Raw genomic sequence first — 15,563 nt, forward strand, 5'->3', positions numbered from 1 at the left:
TCATCGAGCCGGACCCGGTGGTGGAGGTCGGCGTCGACGTCGCCCGCGACACCGCCGGCCGGTGGCGCCACCTGTGCACTGGCACCGCGCCCGCACCGACCTCTCCCGCGCCGACGTCCCCCACGCCACGACACCAGCCAATACCTCCAGTACACGGACGACCTGATCAACGAGTTCGAGGCCGCGTTCTCCAGCTGGGTCGGCGACGACGAGGCGAAAGGGCTGGCCGAAGACCGGCTCCGGTTGACCGACCGCAGGCCGTCGGGATATTGCTCCCCGGGAATGAATCCCCCGTCGTGCCTACTCTTGCGCGCCGGTGAACTGGCTATCCGTCAGCACAATGGCCCTCGGCCGGACGTCAGCGTCCACGCAACCCGAGACAAGGGCAAACCACATGGCGCTAGTCACTTCACCGACACACCGACGAGGAAGAGGAGGAGGAAGGCTGCTGAGGCCGAGAGGCAAGGTGGCGGCGCTGGCGGGTCTCCTGCTGCTCGGGCTCATCGCTCCGGCTCAGGCCATCGAGTCCACCATCTCGGTGAACAACAAGCGCACCGGATGGGACTCGAAGGAGCCGAACCTGTCGCCGTCCAAGGTGTCCGCCTCAAGCTTCGGGCGGCGCTGGTCCACCCCGGTGAACGGCTCGGTGCTGGCCCAGCCGCTGGTCACGGGCACGAACGTGGTGGTCGCCACCGAGAACAACTACGTCTACGGCATCGACGCCGTCACCGGTAAGACGAACTGGACCCGACAGCTCGGCGCCGCCTGGCCGACCTCGGCGGTCAACTGCAATGACCCCGCGCCACAGACCGGCATCACCTCCACCCCGGTGTACGACCCGTCGTCCAACACCGTCTACCTCACCAGCAAGGTCAACGACGGGCCGGACGTCCAGCATCCGAGCTGGTACTTCCACGCGGTGAGTGCGTCCACCGGTACCGAGCGCAGCGGCTGGCCGGTGAAGATCACGGGCACGCCGAGCAACAGCCCCGGCCACCCGTTCAACTCGTTCACCGCCGCGCAGCGCCCCGGTCTGCTGCTGCTGAACGGCAGGGTGTACGCGGGCTTCGCCTCCTACTGCGACACGGGCCCGTTCGTCGGCCAGGTGGTCGGAGTGAACGTGAGCACCCGCAGCCTGACCCTGTGGTCCACGGAGGCCGGCTCCAGCACCCAGGAGGCCGGTATCTGGCAGAGCGGGGGCGGGCTGGTCTCGGACGGCTCCGGCCGGATCTTCCTCACCACCGGCAACGGCGCCGGAACGGGTTCCTCGCCGGGCGTCGGCCCGGGCAACAAGCCGCTGGGCCACTTCGGTGAGTCGGTGGTGCGGCTGGGCGTGAACAGCAACGGCACTCTCTCGGCCCGGGACTTCTTCAGCCCGACGAACAACCGGGCGCTGGACCACGACGACATCGACCTCGGCTCGGGCGGTCCGGTCGCGCTGCCCGACGGCTTCGGCAGCCCCGAGCACCCGCACCTGCTGGTCCAGGTCGGCAAGGACGGCCGGGTCTTCCTGCTGGACCGGGACAACCTGGGCGGCATGGGCCAGGGCCCGAACGGCACGGACAAGCCGGTGAGCATGGCCGGACCGTTCGAGGGCGTCTGGGGCCACCCCGCGGTCTGGGGCGGCGGCGGCGGGTACGTGTACACGGTGGGCTCCAGCGGCAACAGCCATGTGCCGTTGCGCGCACTGAAGTTCGGCGTCGACAGCGCGGGCGTTCCGCGGCTGACCAGCGTCGGCGTCAGCAACGAGGGATTCGGATACGCCTCCGGCTCCCCCGCGGTCACCTCCGACGGAACGGCCGGCGGCTCCGCGCTCGTCTGGGTCATCTGGTCCGGCTCCGGCTCCGGCGGTGTCGGTGGCCAGCTACGGGTCTACGACGCGGTGCCCGTGGGCGGCGTCATGCACCTGCGCCGTTCCTTCTCGATCGGTACGGCGTCCAAGTTCATGGTCCCCGCCACCGACGGGGGCCGGGTCTACGTGGCGACCCGGGACGGCCATCTGGTGGCCTTCGGCACCGCGTAGGACCGTGCCACGGCAGGGCGTGCCCGACCCGGTGGAGGGTCGGGCACGCCCGTCGCGTTTGTGGTGACGGGCCGGAGGCCGACACGGCCCCGCAGGCGCGGGAGCCACGAGCTGCCAGGAAGGCGGCGTCCGGCCGGGTGAGATCCGGGTAAGCGCCCTTCCGGTCGCAGGAGGCGTACAGGTAGACGATCCCCTCGGCCTCCGCGCCGATCACCGCCGCGAGGTCGGCACGGCGGTCCCCGGGCAGCAGCGCGGTGGCGAAGCCATCGGTGTGCGCAAACGTTCCGGAGTTCCTGAAGTAGCGCCGACTGTGCTGGAGATGCACTCTCTCCCGCCCTGCGTCATCGAGTCCTCTTCCTCCGGCTCTCGCGGAGAAGGGCCGCTCGGCAGAGCGCGACGCGTGGATCGCCACGAGTTGACGGCCCAGCAGGGGGACGCGCGCCTCCAAACCCTCATCGTCGAGGACCGTCCGGCCCGCCAGATGTGTCATGGGGAGCGATGCATACGCGCAATGCGCGGCGGTCGGATCAACCGCGACCAGTCACCGCCATACGCGACTGTCAGGTCGGGACCCTCCCGCCACGACGTCGGACGGGGGTGACGCGTGATGAACAGGGCGGCGATGGACGGAGCTCGATCTAGGCGCCCCTCAAGCCCGGTGTTCTAGTTGCGGCCGCGCATCTTGGGCCGGGTGTTGCTCAGGGAAAGACAGGAACAAGTTTTCTACAAGCGGCCACACGTTTCCCCTACCGCTCCATACGATGCATCCATCGCACGGCTCCAGCGAGCCACACGAGTGCGGTAAGTGTCATGCACACGACGGGGGTTGGGTGGCGTGAACAATCTGTTCATCGTCGGTATGGGCTTCGGGACCGCAGGGATTCCAGCCACGAGGTCGTGACCGCCAGCGGCGGTTCGGCCGCCAGCGCCATGACGACGCGCACGGCTGCGGCCGAGGGCGCGTGTGTCACGCCGGGCTGGTCCCTGTCGACATCGGCGAGCGGCTGGGGCGCGGAAGCGCCCTGGTCGCTGATGTCCTCTTCCCACACCGAAGGAGAAACATGAGTCCGTCTCGGGCAACTGCAGGCTCTCGTGTCCGGAAAGTCTTAGCCGTCGCAAGTTCGCTGGTGGTCGCGGCCGCCGCCTATGTCGCGACGCCCGCGAACGCCGCCCCGGGGGCCGGTTCCGCACCGGCCAAGGGGTGCAAAACCCTCAGCGCCACGCAGACGCGTCTCGTCGGGGCGGACGGGAAGACCGTGTCCCCGTCAGCTGCTCAAGGCGTGCGTGCCGCAGCGGGGAAAGAGCTGACGTACCGTCTGCCGGGCGGCGCGACCATGACGACGATCGTCCCGCCCCAGGGGTTCCGCCCGCAGACGGCGGCGCCCGCGACGGCACGGGCCTACGGCTTCAACGCCCCCAACAGCCGGAAGGCGCTGGCGGCATGGCGGGCGAAGTACCAGGGGTATCGCGAGACCATCCCGTCCGTGCCGTGCCTGGGGCCGTCCGGCAAGTCGTCAGTGCGATTCTCCTACAGCAGCAACTGGAGCGGCTACATCGCCACCGGACACTCCAACTACAACGAGGTCTACGACGATCAGAACATCCCCACCTACTCCGCGAGTTGTGGCTCCAACGCCAGCACGCTGGAGGCCCCGTGGATCGGCCTCGGTGGCTACAACTCCGGCAAGCTGATCCAGCAGGGGTTCGCCTCGGGCTCGTCGAACACGGCCACCCAGGGTGCCTCTCTGTGGTACGAGTACCTCAACTCCGCGCACCAGAACCCGCCCGTCTATATCGGGCACACGACGAAGACCGGACACGTCATCTCGCAGTACATGACCTACAGCTCCGGAAAGGTCGGGTTCCACTGGTACGACCGGACCGCTGGATCCGGCTGGTCACCCGTCACCGTGTCCGGCCTGTCGGGGTACTACGACGGGACGACCGCGGACTACATCAACGAGCGGCCGTACGGTTTCAAACTGCGTAAGTTCAGCCGGCAGACGTTCAGCGCCGCCGGTGCCAGGTACGGCAGCACCTTCAAGGACCTCTTCAAGCTGTCGACCACCGAGGTGCGACTCACGACCAACGGCGCCTCGTCCGGTGCCGCCCTGGACACCAACACCCGTTCCAGCTCCACTGCGTTCTACCAGACCTGGAAGCGCTGCTCCTAGCACCCGCCCAGTCGTGCCGGTACCGCAGGGAGCCGCCATGTGCTCCCGCGGTACCGGCGCGTGGGCGGCGTTCGCGGGCGGCCGGCTACTTGGCCGACCGTAGCCTCACCTTGTGGCCGTCGGCCGTGACCGCGTACCTGACCGGCGAACCCGCCTCGGTGGCCGAGCAGTTGATGGCGACGGCGCCGCCGGGAACGCCGGGCAGTACGTTCTCGGGGTTGGCGTTCGTCACGGCCAGGCGCTTCGCGCGGACCCGCTCGACGGTGGTGAAGGTGCCGTCGGAGGTGGACGTGCTTCCGAGCGCCTTCTTGCACACGGCGGCGGCTGACTTGGTCGCGGTGTCCTCACGCCACAGCGCGACGAGCCGCTTGTCGCTGTCCAGGAACCGCAGTGTTCGGGCGGCCGAGTCGCTCGGACTCTCCACGGTGACGTGAGCGGTACGCACGACCGCGTCCAGGAGGTCGGGGGTCGGCGTGCTGAGCATCGGGCAGGACTGGAACCGCCGCGAGGGCGGGGTGGCGGTGAACGAGCCGTCCGCCCGCACCGTGAAGGTGCCGCCGACCAGCGGGCCGCAGGCCCCGTTCACCTGCCATCCGTTCGGTGTCCCGTCGGCGCCGATGATGATGTTGGCCGGAATGCCGCCGGCGTCGCGCCACGACGAGACGTCGCTGCCGTCGACCTGGTCGGCGATCCAGCGCCCGCCGAGGCCTTCGGCGGTCAGGGCTGCGCCGCCGAAGGTGGGAGTAGCCATGGTGTTGCTCCTGTCGTTGCCCGCCTGCGTTGCGACGGCCACCGATCCGGCGACGGCCACTACGCAGGCGAACACGCCGGCGACAGCAAGCCGGCGACGCCAGCGCCGCCTCGTCCCCACGCGGACCGCCTCGTCGATGTCGATGTGGTCGGCAGGAGCACTGATGCTGAGGGACGCGATGCGCACGGCGAGTTCCTCCGCCGTCTTGTCGGGGTTCACGATGCTCCTTCGATCTTGGTCGGTCGTGCGATCTTGGTCGGTTGCGTCTGGAGTGCGGAGCGCAGAGCCTCCAGGCCGCGGCTCGTCTGGCTCTTGACATTGCCCGGACTCGTCTTGAGGAGGGCCGCGGTCTGCTCGACGGACAGATCCTCGAAGAAGCGCAGGACGAGCATGGTCCGCTGGCCGGCCGGGATCGTCAGCAGAGCGGCGATCAGATCGTCGTCACGCTCGTCCATGCTGGTGTGCGGGTGTGAGCGCAACGTGCCCACATCCGCCTCGCTGATCTCACGTCTGGCCGGTCGACGTCGGTAGTCGGTGTGGAGATTGCACAGGATCCGACGGACGTACGCGCGCGGATCACCGGCTGCCACCACCCTGCCCCACCTGGAGTAGAGCCGTCCGAGCGCGTCCTGCACGAGGTCATCGGCGAGGTACCAGTCACCGCAGAGCAGAAACGCCGTCGTACGCAGGCGCGTTCGATGCTCAAGCACCCAGGTACGGAAGTCGGTCTCGCGGGGATGATCGGTCACGCTCTTCCTCGTCTCATGCATCCAGGCCTCGCCTGTGTCGGATCCGAGCCGACTCAGGTCCGCTTCTCCCTACGTCCTACACGGAACCCGGATCGCCCAGGGTTGCACGTGGCCGCGCACGCGTCGCCCCTGCGGCATCGGCGCTCTTCTTCTGGCCACGGTCAAGGCCAAGGTGCAGGGTGCCGTGCCGATGGCCATGCAGGATCTCGCCGCGAAGTACGCCGCACTGGTCGAGGAACTCCGGGAGACGAAGGAGCTGTTGGAAACCGAACGAGGCGACGGATGACCGCCTCCCTGCGCCGGACCGCCGTAGACGTGGCGGTGGAGCTGGAGAACATCCGTCGTGAGTGGGAGGACGCCGCTGGCCTCTCCCCGCAGTTCACTTGTCCTGGAGGATCCGGGGTGCCGAGCTCAACACATGCCGGAGGAAGCGCTCGGACGCGGGTGGCAGGGTGCGTCCGGTGAGCCGGGCGATGCCGATGTCGCGCGTGCAGTCGACATCGGTGACCGGCAGGTACGTGGCGGCGGACTCGGCGGTTGACGACGGTTGCGTGGCCATCTGTGGGAGCGGGAGCAAGGACACGCCGAGCCCTGCCGTGACCAGGCCGCGCAGGGTTTCCACCTCTTCGCCCTCGAAACCGACGTGGTGCGTGAATCCGGCTTCGCGGCAGAGGCGCTCGGTGGTGTCCCGCAGGCCGTAGCCCGGCTGCAGCAGGATGAAGGGTTTGTCGGCCACTTCCGCCAGGCGGACCTGCTTGCGGCAGGCCAGCCGATGGCGCGGGGGGACGGCCAGCCACAACGATTGGACCAGCAGGCGTTGCCAGGAGATCGTCGGCGTGTCCGGATCCCCGCCGGTGATCGCCAGATCCACCGTGCCGTCGAGGAGCTTCTGGACGAGCCCGGACTCGTGATGCTGGTGCAGCTCGAACCGGGCCCTGGGGTACTGGTCGCGGAAACTGCCGAGCAGCGGCGGCACCAGCCAGGTGCCCAGGGTATGCAGGAAGGCCAGCGGGATCAGGCCCTTTTCGGGATCGACCGACTCGGCCACTGCACACAGTCCCAGGTCGTAGTGGTGCAGCACGACGTCCACGTGCTTCTTGAAGTGCTGACCGGCAGGGGTGAGCCGCAGCGTGCGACCCACCCGTTGGAACAGTTCCGCACCCACCTCGTCCTCGAGCCGGCTCAGTTCTCGCGGCACGGAGCCAGGAACGACCAGCAGATCGTCGCGTCGACGGTGGCTCTGAGCCTCGTGCCCGCGATCGGCGGCGCGGCTCTCGCCGCCGAGGCGGCCGCGTTGGGTCTGATCGACGAGTACCGGGCCATGGTCTACCCGGTGCTGGTTGGCGGTGGCATTTCGTTCTTTCCCCAGCGCGAGCGCCGGGTGGATCTCGAACTCGTCGGGACCCGCACCTTCAGCTCGAGAATCGTCTACCTCCGCCACCGCGTGGCGCGCTAGCCGGCTCGTCTGCCGAGCCCTGGGAAGAACGGGTCGGCCAGTGACGTTCTCTCGGCGAAACGACCTGTGCGTCTACGGAAGGTCGTCTCGGAGATGGGTGTGGGTCTTCTGTCGGGATGGTCCCGGGCAGAGGAGGCGCCGGCCGCCTCTGACTAGGGTGTGGCGCGAACGCCAGTGAGCGGCCCGGAGGTGCCATGCCCCTGCAGATGAAGTTGACCGCGATCACGCTCGACTGTCCTGATCCGCTGGCTCTGGCGGCGTTCTATCAGGAGGCCACCGGCTTCGAACTCCACCCGAAATCAGATGACGAGTTCGCCGGTCTCCACTGCGAGGACGGCCTTCTCGTCGGCTTCCAGCGGGTCGACGACTACCGTGCTCCGAGCTGGCCTGACCAGATCGTTCCTCAGCAGCTTCACATCTGTTTCAAGGTCGAGGACGACTTGGACGAGGTTGAGGCCCGGCTGCTGGAGCTGGGTGCGGGCAAGCCGGATCACCAGCCTCATGACAAGGCGCGGGTTCTCACCGATCCGGCAGGACATCCCTTCTGTGTGGTCAGAGGCGGATAGTCATGTACTTCGGCGATCCAGGCCGGTAGCTGTTCGCCCTGTAGGTGGGTGAGCATGGCCGCGAAGGCGCGGACATGCCTGGCCAGAGCGGCCAGTTCGGGACAGCCGACCCGGACGGCCTCGACAGCCTCCCTGCCATGCACGCCCTCCTCTTCTGCCTAGGCTTTGCGGGCGAGCAGTTGAATCTCCTGGAACTGCCGTCGGTCGGTGGGCTGAGGCTCGCGAACCATCCGGGCCACCTCGGCCAACCCGGACCTGCGCAGCATCGCGGCCAAGTGATCAGGCCACCATCGATAGGCCGGCGCGACTGTGTGATCGAAGACCTGCGTCGGGTGAGACGGATCATCGCTTGCCGAAAAGCCGATCAGAAGGTGGCCGCCAGGTGCCAGCACACGGTGGAACTCCGTCAAGATGACGGGGAGTTCCCGCGGCGGAGTGTGGATGATGGACCACCGTGAGAGTACGCCGCCCAGCACGCCGTCAGCGATGTTCAACGTGGCCATCGAGCCCACGTCGAACCGTAGGCCGGGATAGGCCTGCCGAGCCAACTCGACCATCGTCGGAGAGGCATCGACACCAAACGCCGCCAACCCCAACTCGTCCAGATGAGCGGTGATATGGCCAGGCCCACACCCCAGGTCCGCGACCTGGCCGTCCCCACTCGCGCTGACGACCTCGGCGAAGGCACCCAAGATCGCGCGGTCCAGGGGACTGTCACGCAGCGTGTCTCGGAACAGTTGCGCATAGGTGGTGGCAGCGGCGTCGTAGGCCTCGCGGGTGGCGCTGAGAGCATCGTGTTCGACCATGCTCGCGACAGTAGTTCCTGGCGCCGAGGCGAGCCGAGAGAATCACGAGCTTCCCTCCCGCCTGCTTCCCCGGGCCCTCACTAGTCCAGGGAAGCCTGGATCAGATGCCCGAGACTTCGCCCCCGAGGCTGGTCGAGGTCCGGACCACTTCACCGCGCGGATCGCCGAGGTCGACCGCGAGGGTCGGCTCGGCGAAGTCGGAGTACTCCGCGTCAGCCTCGCGGGAGCAGAAGACAAGATCGTCCGACTGGATGCCAGAACGACGCTCCGGTCGGCCCGATCCCGGGTCAATTGAAGGTGGCAGGTAGATGCGCGTTACCGCTGCCGTGCCCAGGAACCGGGGGCTGGCGGCGATGGCTGCGAAGCAGGCTGCGGCAAGGCTGTACCCGCAAGGTACGTACGTACTCCTCTGTGAGGTGCGAGATGCAGCAGGTTCCCGTGACGAAGCGCCGTCGTACGAGGGATTCGCGCGAGCGGCAGTCCATGCTGCTGGACCCGCTGCCGCTCGATCCCCGGGACCCCGACATCGTGAGGGCGAAAGAGATTGAGGCCGCCGCGCGAGCAGGTCATCGCCACCGCCCGCATCAGCGCGAGCACGTCTGTGACGGCCAGGTGGCGCCCGGAGTCGACAAGCGGGGCCGGCCGCCCGGCCGCTTGCCCCGAACGCATATGTGTCAGTTCTTCCTCGAAGGAGGACGAGCATGGACGTGACATTCGCCGCCTCGACATTTCCGCCGCTGGCGCTCGGGTTCTTCGGTCTCGGTACCGGATACCTGATCTATGGGCCGCATGAGTTGTTCGGCTATCCCCGAAAGAGCGACGCGGTGGATCGAGCGATCGGCGTCTGGGGGATCTGGATGCCCGGCCTGTGTCAACTGGTTACCGGGCTGATCCTCTTCGTCGGGTTGACCTGGTTCCAGGTATTCACCAAGTCGCCGGCGCTGTACATGGCCGCACTGGCGTTCTCGGCATACGGTATCCACTGGTTCGCGATCGGCTGGAACCGCTACCGCGGAAATGATCCCCGGCCCAATGCTGGTATGTGCGTCGCCTACATGGTGATCTCCGCAATGGGCGCAACGGTGTTCTTCAAGGTCGGTGACTGGCCGGTCGGCCTGCTTTTCCTGGGATTGTTCGCGATCTACTTCGTCGACTTCTTCGCTGCGATCGGGATCAAGCCGGCTGAGCGTGTCCTCGGACTGATCCGCATCCTGACCGGCAGCTGGCTCATGTACCTCGCGTACGCGGCGGCAGTCGACTTCTCTCTCGCCTACCATTGGCCCGTATAGACAAAGGGGCGGCCACTAATGCAAAGAGGCGGCCATGGCTGAAAACCCAACCAACCCGACTGGCCCGCATGAAGCGGCGGGCGGCTCCGAACCCGAGCCGAATCCGAAAGTTTCGGGCCCCGTGAAGTCCAGCGTCGGGATTCACGCCATCGAAGAGTCCATGCGGTATTCCATGGCGGAAATGGGACCGAAGCGGAGTCTGCAGACGCTGCTCACGATGAATCACGTCGACGGCTTCGACTGTCCGAGCTGTGCATGGGGCGACCCCGACCCCGACCACCGGAAGATGGCGGAATTCTGCGAGAGCGGCGCGAAGGCCGTGGCCTGGGAGGCCACGCGCAAACGCGTCGACGCGGCATTCTTCGCCGAACACTCCATCGCCGAACTGCGGGAACGCGACGGTCACTGGCTGGAGTCGCAGGGACGGCTGACCCAACCGATGCACCTCGCTCCGGGCGCCACCCACTATGCGCCCATCTCCTGGCACGACGCGCTCGCGCTCACCGCCGAGCACCTGCGCGGCATGGCCGACCCGAACCGTGCCCTCTTCTACACCAGCGGCCGTACGAGCAATGAGGCGGCCTTCCTCTACCAACTGCTGGCGCGGCGGCTCGGCACGAACAACCTGCCGGACTGCTCGAACATGTGTCACGAGTCGAGCGGCGCGGCCCTGACGGAGACCATCGGCGTCGGTAAGGGCACCGTCACGTTCGACGACATCACCGATCACGCAGATCTGATCATCATCGTGGGCCAGAACCCCGGCACCTGCCACCCTCGTATGCTCACGGCCCTCGAACAGGCCAAGCAACGCGGCGCGCACATCATCGCCGCCAACCCGCTCCCCGAGGCCGGCCTCGGCCGCTTCCACAATCCACAGACCGCACGCGGCCTGGTGGGCCCGGGTACCAAGCTCGCCGACCGCTACCTCCCGGTACGGATCAACGGCGACATGGCCCTGTTCGCCGGCCTGAACCGCGCCCTGATCGACCGGGAGGATGCCCGGCCGGGCTCCGCCCTCGACCACGACTTCATCGACCGGTACTGCGACGGTTTCCAGGCAGCCGAGGCCGCATGGCGTGCCCTGGACTGGTCGCGGATCGAAACGATGAGCGGTCTCTCCCGCCGCCTCATCGAGAACTGCGCGGCCGACGTACTGAAGGCCGACAGCATCATCGTCTGCTGGGCCATGGGGCTCACCCAGCACCGCAACGCGGTGGCCACCATCCGCGAGATCGTCAACTTCCTCCTGCTGCGCGGCAACATCGGACGCCCCGGCGCCGGGCCCGCCCCGATCCGCGGACACAGCAACGTCCAGGGCGACCGCACCATGGGCATCTGGGAGCAGATGCCGGACGCATTCCTGGACAAGGTCCGGGACGAGTTCGGGTTCGATCCGCCCCGAGCGCACGGCCTGGACACCGTCGACTCGATCCGGGCCATGCGCGACGGCAAGGCCGACGTGTTCATCGGCCTCGGCGGCAACTTCGCCTCGGCCACGCCGGACACAGAGGTCACCGAGGCCGCCCTCGCCAACTGCGCCCTGACCGTCAATATCGCGACCAAACTGAACCGGTCCCACCTGTGCCACGGCACCGAGTCGCTGCTCCTGCCCTGCCTCGGCCGCACGGAGCGGGATCTCCAGGCCTCCGGAGAGCAGTTCGTCACGGTCGAGGACACCATGGCCATGGTCCACTCCTCCCGCGGCCGGCTCCTTCCCGGATCGCCGCACCTGCGCAGCGAGGTCGCGATCATCGCCGACCTCGGCCAGGCGCTCTTCGGCGACGATCTCGGCTGGCGCGCCATGCGCGACGACTACGCCGTGATCCGTCGCCACATCGAGCATGTCGTGCCCGGATTCCACGCGTTCGAACAGCGCGTCCGGCAGCCCGGCGGTTTCATGCTCCCCCGGGGACCACACGACTCCCGCACGTTCCCGACATCGACCGGCAAGGCCCGCTTCACCGTCAACCCACCGACCGCCGTCGTAGCCCCGCCGGGACACCTCCTGCTGGCGACGGTACGGTCGCACGACCAGTTCAACACGACGGTGTACGGCCTGGACGACCGCTACCGCGGCATCAAGGGCGGACGGCGGGTCGTGTTCCTCAACAAGGACGACCTCCGCGACCTCCACCTGCACGAAGGCGACCTGGTCGATCTGATCAGCGTCCACCCCGACGGCGAACGCCGCGCCGACGGCTTCCGCGCCGTCGGTTATCCGGCCCCACGCGGCTGCGCCGTCGCCTACTACCCGGAGACGAACGTGCTGGTCGCGCTGGACTCCACGGCCGAGACCAGCAACACTCCCACGACGAAATCCATCGTGATCCGCGTCGAGCCCGCCGGCCGGAGAGCTGACCTGTCGGTCTGACACACGGGTCGCACACCTACGGTGGCGCACTCCACTGGCTGTTGCCAGACGGTGTTGAGCCCGGTGAGCGCGAGAGATTCGTGGGGCGCCCGCGCCGATGCGTCGGAGAAGCCCCCGGCCGGGTTCACCGGCCGGGGGCCTGCGGCCCATGCACGGCACTCTGCATGCCTGCGGGGTGCGCCGGCCAGGCGCGCAGCAGGGCGTCGAGCGCGTTGAGGATCTCGGTCCAGCTCTCCTGTGAGTCGGGGGCGCTGTGGCTGAAGCCGCCGGCGGTCTCCAGACCGACGTAGCCGCTGAAGACACTGCCCAGCAACCGCACCGCGTGCGTCTGGTGCGGTTCGGCCAGGTTGTAGCCGCGCAGGATCGCCCGCGTCATCTGGGCGTGCCGAACGCCGGCGCTGGCGGCCGCCGTCTGCGGGTCGAGCCGGAACTGGGCTGCGGCGAAGCGCCCCGGGTGCGCGAGCGCGTAGTCGCGGTAGACGTTCGCGAAAGCGGTCAGGGCGTCTTTGCCGGCCCGTCCGGCCACCGCGGTGGAGACCTGGTCGGCGAGTTCCTCCAGGGCGAGCAGGGCGATCCTGGTCTTGAGGTCGTGGGCGTTCTTCACGTGCGAGTACAGGCTCGCGGTCTTGACACCGAACCGCCGGGCGAGTTCCGCGGGGGTCGCCTGCTCGAAGCCGACCTCGTCGGCCAGCTCTGCCCCCGCCCTCACCAGCCGCTCCGTGGTCAGCCCTACCCGTCCGGCCGCTGCCATGGTCATCCTCCGCATCGCTCCTCATCACTGGCATCGATGATTATGCATTTGCCTAATCAAGTTAGGCAAATTAGCGTTCCCATTATGAAGCCGCTGACCGAGCAAGAGATCCGTACCGCGTTCGTGAACTGCACCAAGGGCGAGGCCAAGCGCCTGACCATCCCCCGTGACCTGGCCGAGCAGTGCTGGGGCGACCTCGACTTCCTGGGCTGGCGAGATCCCCAGGCCCCCGACCGGGCCTACCTCGTGACCGAGCTGGACGGCCGCCCGGTCGGCGTCCAGCTGCGCTCCTCCGGCGCCGGCTCCTGGCAGATGCGCCGCAGCATGTGCTCGGTGTGCGTGACCACCCACACCGGCGGCGTCTCCCTGATGGTCGCGCCGAGGTCCGGGAAGGCCGGACAACAGGGCAACTCGGTTGGCATCTACATGTGCAGCGACCTGGCCTGCTCCCTGTATGTACGCGGGAAGAAGGACACGGGCATCGGCGCACGCCTCCCCGAGTCCCTCACCCTGGAGCAGAAGGTCCAGCGGACCGTCGCGAACCTCGCCGCCTTCATCGCCAAAGTGGCCGCGTGACCTGGGACCGTCTTCCGGTCTCACCCCCGTATCGCCGCCGCTGCCCGGCCCCGGTCGACGCCCAACACGGGCGGGCGCGCCGGTCCCCGGGGCGTCCGCCCAGCCTCCAGCCGGCCTGGCGGTCCACCACGGCAGGTCCTCACCGGAGGTTTGCCGGTGCGCCCGGACGCTCAGGCATCTGCCGTCCATGCAGCGGCCATGGCTCGGCGTCCGGTGCACGGGCCGACGGTCGGGCGGGCATCGGGGCGCCCGCTGGTAAACTGAGGGCACGCTTCGACGCCGCCGGGGCCCGTACCAAGGGGTACGGGCCCCGGCGCGTTCCCGGGTGTCAGACCGAGGAAGGTTCCCCATGAACGCGCAGCCGCCGCCCCCTGGACTCCCCCGTGCGGGCAAGCACCGGCAGGCGACAGCGCCGCAGGGCGAACTCTCGACGTCGCAGACGGTCTCACCGGACCTGCCGCCGGCCGCGTCCTTCGACGCACTCGAGCTGCCGGCGGAGCTGGTGAAGACGATGACCGGCCTCGGGGTGACGGAGCCTTTCCCGATCCAGGCGGCGACCCTGCCCAGCGCGCTGGCCGGCCACGACATCCTCGGCCGGGCGCGGACCGGTTCTGGCAAGACGCTGGCTTTCGGGCTGGCACTGCTCGTCCGGACGGCAGGCCTGCGAGCGGAGTCCAAGCGGCCGCTCGCGCTGGTCCTGGTGCCGACCCGGGAGCTTGCACAGCAGGTGAGCGACGCGCTGGCGCCGTACGCGCAGACGCTGAACGTGCGACTGGCGACGGTGGTCGGCGGCCTGTCGATCAACCGGCAGCAGGCGCTGCTGCGGACCGGCGCCGAGGTGGTCATCGCTACGCCGGGACGGCTGGCCGACCTGGTGTCGCGCCGGGACTGTCACCTGAATCAAGTGCGGATCACGGTGCTGGACGAGGCGGACCAGATGTGCGACCTGGGATTCCTGCCCCAGGTCTCCGAAATCCTGGACCAGGTCCGCTCCGACGGGCAGCGGCTTCTGTTTTCGGCCACGCTCGACCGCAACGTCGACCAGCTGGTACGGAGCTACCTTCACCACCCGGTTCTCGCATCGGTCGATCAGCTGGCGGGCTCGGTCACCACGATGGAACACCACGTGCTGAACATTCACGCCGCCGACAAGTACGCGACCGCGACCGAAATCGCCGCGCGGGACGGCCGGGTACTGATGTTCCTCGACACCAAGGCCGGCGTGGACCAGTTCACCCGCCACCTGCGGGCCAGCGGCATACGAGCCGCCGCCCTGCACAGCGGTAAGTCACAGCCACAACGCACGCACACGCTCGCCCAGTTCAAGGACGGTGAGATCACCGTCCTGGTGGCCACCAACGTCGCCGCGCGGGGCATTCACATCGAAGCGCTCGACCTCGTCGTCAATGTCGACCCGCCGGCCGACGCCAAGGACTACCTGCACCGTGGCGGACGCACGGCACGCGCCGGGGAAGCCGGGAGCGTGGTCACGCTGGTCACCCCCAACCAGCGCCGCGACGTGAACCGGATGATGTCCGACGCCGGAATCCGGCCGACGACCACACAAGTACGCTCCGGCGAGGCGGCGCTGACCACCATCACCGGCGCCAAACGCCCGCCCGTCGGGACGAAGACCAGCAGTGGCAACGCCCCTTTCCGGGGCCTCGGCACCCGTCCGGGCCGCCCCGCCAAGGAGTCCCGCAAGACCGCCGACGCCCGGAAGACCGCGGAAGCCCGCGCGGCGGCCCGGGTGCGCAAGGGCCGCTGACGCCGGACGGACCTGCCCGAGCGGGTTGTGGCCCGTGTACGCACACGGGCGCACACCCGTCAATCTGACGATTGAACCGGTCAGGCGCCCCAACGACGCCACGGATTCGTCGTGCTGCCCCACCGCTGGGCCGTGGAGAGAAGTCTTGCGGGGATGCCGCACGCCCGCCGGCACGCTCGCGCCTATGCGCAGCCGTCTTCGCACGATCCAGCTGGCCACTCCCCGGCTATCGCAACAGTCCCGGCAATGTATGAGAGTTGACTCTCACACATTGTGAGAG

Annotated in this window: 13 protein-coding genes and 2 pseudogenes; 8 read left to right on the forward strand and 7 right to left on the reverse strand. The window is 68.4% G+C overall.

What is annotated here, in order from left to right:
• The first annotated feature begins 466 nt into the window (after positions 1–466).
• Positions 467–2,023: a PQQ-binding-like beta-propeller repeat protein gene (locus tag ACFVXA_RS28220; RefSeq protein WP_362030296.1), complete on the forward strand. Its 1,557-nt coding sequence runs from the start codon at positions 467–469 to the stop codon at positions 2,021–2,023.
• On the opposite strand, the gene ACFVXA_RS28225 is transcribed toward ACFVXA_RS28220, so the two are convergent.
• Both ACFVXA_RS28225 and ACFVXA_RS28230 read right to left on the reverse strand, forming a co-directional pair.
• Positions 1,944–2,348, reverse strand: a complete 405-nt coding sequence (locus tag ACFVXA_RS28225) for a DUF6817 domain-containing protein (RefSeq protein ID WP_390027422.1) — start codon at positions 2,346–2,348, stop codon at positions 1,944–1,946. The genes ACFVXA_RS28220 and ACFVXA_RS28225 overlap by 80 nt on opposite strands.
• Before the next feature lie 51 nt (positions 2,349–2,399).
• A pseudogene (locus tag ACFVXA_RS28230) lies at positions 2,400–2,564 on the reverse strand (aminoglycoside phosphotransferase family protein); the annotation flags it as partial.
• A 739-nt stretch (positions 2,565–3,303) separates the two neighbouring features.
• On the opposite strand from ACFVXA_RS28230, the gene ACFVXA_RS28235 reads away from it, so the two are divergent.
• Positions 3,304–4,197 (forward strand): G1 family glutamic endopeptidase, encoded by an 894-nt coding sequence (locus ACFVXA_RS28235; RefSeq protein WP_389464092.1) that lies wholly within the window; start codon positions 3,304–3,306, stop codon positions 4,195–4,197.
• 85 nt (positions 4,198–4,282) lie between these two features.
• Here the strand turns inward: ACFVXA_RS28235 and ACFVXA_RS28240 are convergent, their stop codons facing one another.
• The 3 genes from ACFVXA_RS28240 to ACFVXA_RS28250 form a co-directional block, all read right to left on the reverse strand.
• Positions 4,283–5,167: a hypothetical protein gene (locus ACFVXA_RS28240; RefSeq protein ID WP_390027324.1), complete on the reverse strand. Its 885-nt coding sequence runs from the start codon at positions 5,165–5,167 to the stop codon at positions 4,283–4,285.
• Positions 5,164–5,697 carry a SigE family RNA polymerase sigma factor gene (locus tag ACFVXA_RS28245; RefSeq protein ID WP_383736797.1) on the reverse strand — a complete coding sequence of 178 codons (534 nt, stop codon included), beginning with the start codon at positions 5,695–5,697 and terminating at the stop codon, positions 5,164–5,166. The genes ACFVXA_RS28240 and ACFVXA_RS28245 overlap by 4 nt, the downstream gene beginning before the upstream one ends.
• Before the next feature lie 379 nt (positions 5,698–6,076).
• Positions 6,077–6,787 carry a LysR substrate-binding domain-containing protein gene (locus ACFVXA_RS28250; RefSeq protein ID WP_389464214.1) on the reverse strand — a complete coding sequence of 237 codons (711 nt, stop codon included), beginning with the start codon at positions 6,785–6,787 and terminating at the stop codon, positions 6,077–6,079.
• Positions 6,788–6,952: 165 nt separating this feature from the next.
• Between ACFVXA_RS28250 and ACFVXA_RS28255 the strand changes: the two are divergent.
• A pseudogene (locus tag ACFVXA_RS28255) lies at positions 6,953–7,153 on the forward strand (dihydrofolate reductase family protein); the annotation flags it as partial.
• A gap of 194 nt (positions 7,154–7,347) precedes the next feature.
• Entirely contained in the window at positions 7,348–7,719 is a 372-nt protein-coding gene (locus ACFVXA_RS28260; protein ID WP_390027327.1) for a VOC family protein, read from the forward strand.
• A 158-nt stretch (positions 7,720–7,877) separates the two neighbouring features.
• On the opposite strand, the gene ACFVXA_RS28265 is transcribed toward ACFVXA_RS28260, so the two are convergent.
• Positions 7,878–8,525 (reverse strand): class I SAM-dependent methyltransferase, encoded by a 648-nt coding sequence (locus ACFVXA_RS28265; protein WP_390027330.1) that lies wholly within the window; start codon positions 8,523–8,525, stop codon positions 7,878–7,880.
• A 701-nt stretch (positions 8,526–9,226) separates the two neighbouring features.
• Between ACFVXA_RS28265 and ACFVXA_RS28270 the strand changes: the two genes are divergently transcribed.
• Both ACFVXA_RS28270 and ACFVXA_RS28275 read left to right on the forward strand, forming a co-directional pair.
• Positions 9,227–9,814 carry a hypothetical protein gene (locus ACFVXA_RS28270; RefSeq protein WP_390027332.1) on the forward strand — a complete coding sequence of 196 codons (588 nt, stop codon included), beginning with the start codon at positions 9,227–9,229 and terminating at the stop codon, positions 9,812–9,814.
• A 34-nt stretch (positions 9,815–9,848) separates the two neighbouring features.
• Positions 9,849–12,188, forward strand: coding sequence for an FdhF/YdeP family oxidoreductase (locus ACFVXA_RS28275; RefSeq protein WP_390027334.1), 2,340 nt, complete (start codon positions 9,849–9,851; stop codon positions 12,186–12,188).
• Between the two features lie 124 nt (positions 12,189–12,312).
• On the opposite strand, the gene ACFVXA_RS28280 is transcribed toward ACFVXA_RS28275, so the two are convergent.
• Positions 12,313–12,939, reverse strand: a complete 627-nt coding sequence (locus ACFVXA_RS28280) for a WHG domain-containing protein (RefSeq protein ID WP_362022938.1) — start codon at positions 12,937–12,939, stop codon at positions 12,313–12,315.
• Positions 12,940–13,023: 84 nt separating this feature from the next.
• Between ACFVXA_RS28280 and ACFVXA_RS28285 the strand changes: the two genes are divergently transcribed.
• Together ACFVXA_RS28285 and ACFVXA_RS28290 are read left to right on the forward strand one after the other, a co-directional pair.
• On the forward strand, positions 13,024–13,515 hold the full coding sequence (locus ACFVXA_RS28285; protein ID WP_390027336.1) for an FBP domain-containing protein: 492 nt from the start codon (positions 13,024–13,026) through the stop codon (positions 13,513–13,515).
• A gap of 349 nt (positions 13,516–13,864) precedes the next feature.
• A complete protein-coding gene (locus ACFVXA_RS28290; protein ID WP_384399623.1) occupies positions 13,865–15,283 on the forward strand; it encodes a DEAD/DEAH box helicase in 1,419 nt (472 codons plus the stop codon).
• The last annotated feature ends 280 nt before the right edge of the window (positions 15,284–15,563 follow it).

It is taken from the genome of Streptomyces sp. NPDC058246 (assembly GCF_042881985.1).
Classification (GTDB): Bacteria; Actinomycetota; Actinomycetes; order Streptomycetales; family Streptomycetaceae; genus Streptomyces.

Excerpts from the sequence above, each read along its gene's own strand:
- ACFVXA_RS28290 (WP_384399623.1), top strand. The coding sequence starts at position 13,865 with ATGAACGCGCAGCCGCCGCCCCCTGGACTCCCCCGTGCGGGCAAGCAC.
- ACFVXA_RS28260 (WP_390027327.1), top strand. The coding sequence starts at position 7,348 with ATGCCCCTGCAGATGAAGTTGACCGCGATCACGCTCGACTGTCCTGAT.
- ACFVXA_RS28285 (WP_390027336.1), top strand. The coding sequence starts at position 13,024 with ATGAAGCCGCTGACCGAGCAAGAGATCCGTACCGCGTTCGTGAACTGC.
- ACFVXA_RS28280 (WP_362022938.1), bottom strand. The coding sequence starts at position 12,939 with ATGGCAGCGGCCGGACGGGTAGGGCTGACCACGGAGCGGCTGGTGAGG.
- ACFVXA_RS28270 (WP_390027332.1), top strand. The coding sequence starts at position 9,227 with ATGGACGTGACATTCGCCGCCTCGACATTTCCGCCGCTGGCGCTCGGG.
- ACFVXA_RS28265 (WP_390027330.1), bottom strand. The coding sequence starts at position 8,525 with ATGGTCGAACACGATGCTCTCAGCGCCACCCGCGAGGCCTACGACGCC.
- ACFVXA_RS28275 (WP_390027334.1), top strand. The coding sequence starts at position 9,849 with ATGGCTGAAAACCCAACCAACCCGACTGGCCCGCATGAAGCGGCGGGC.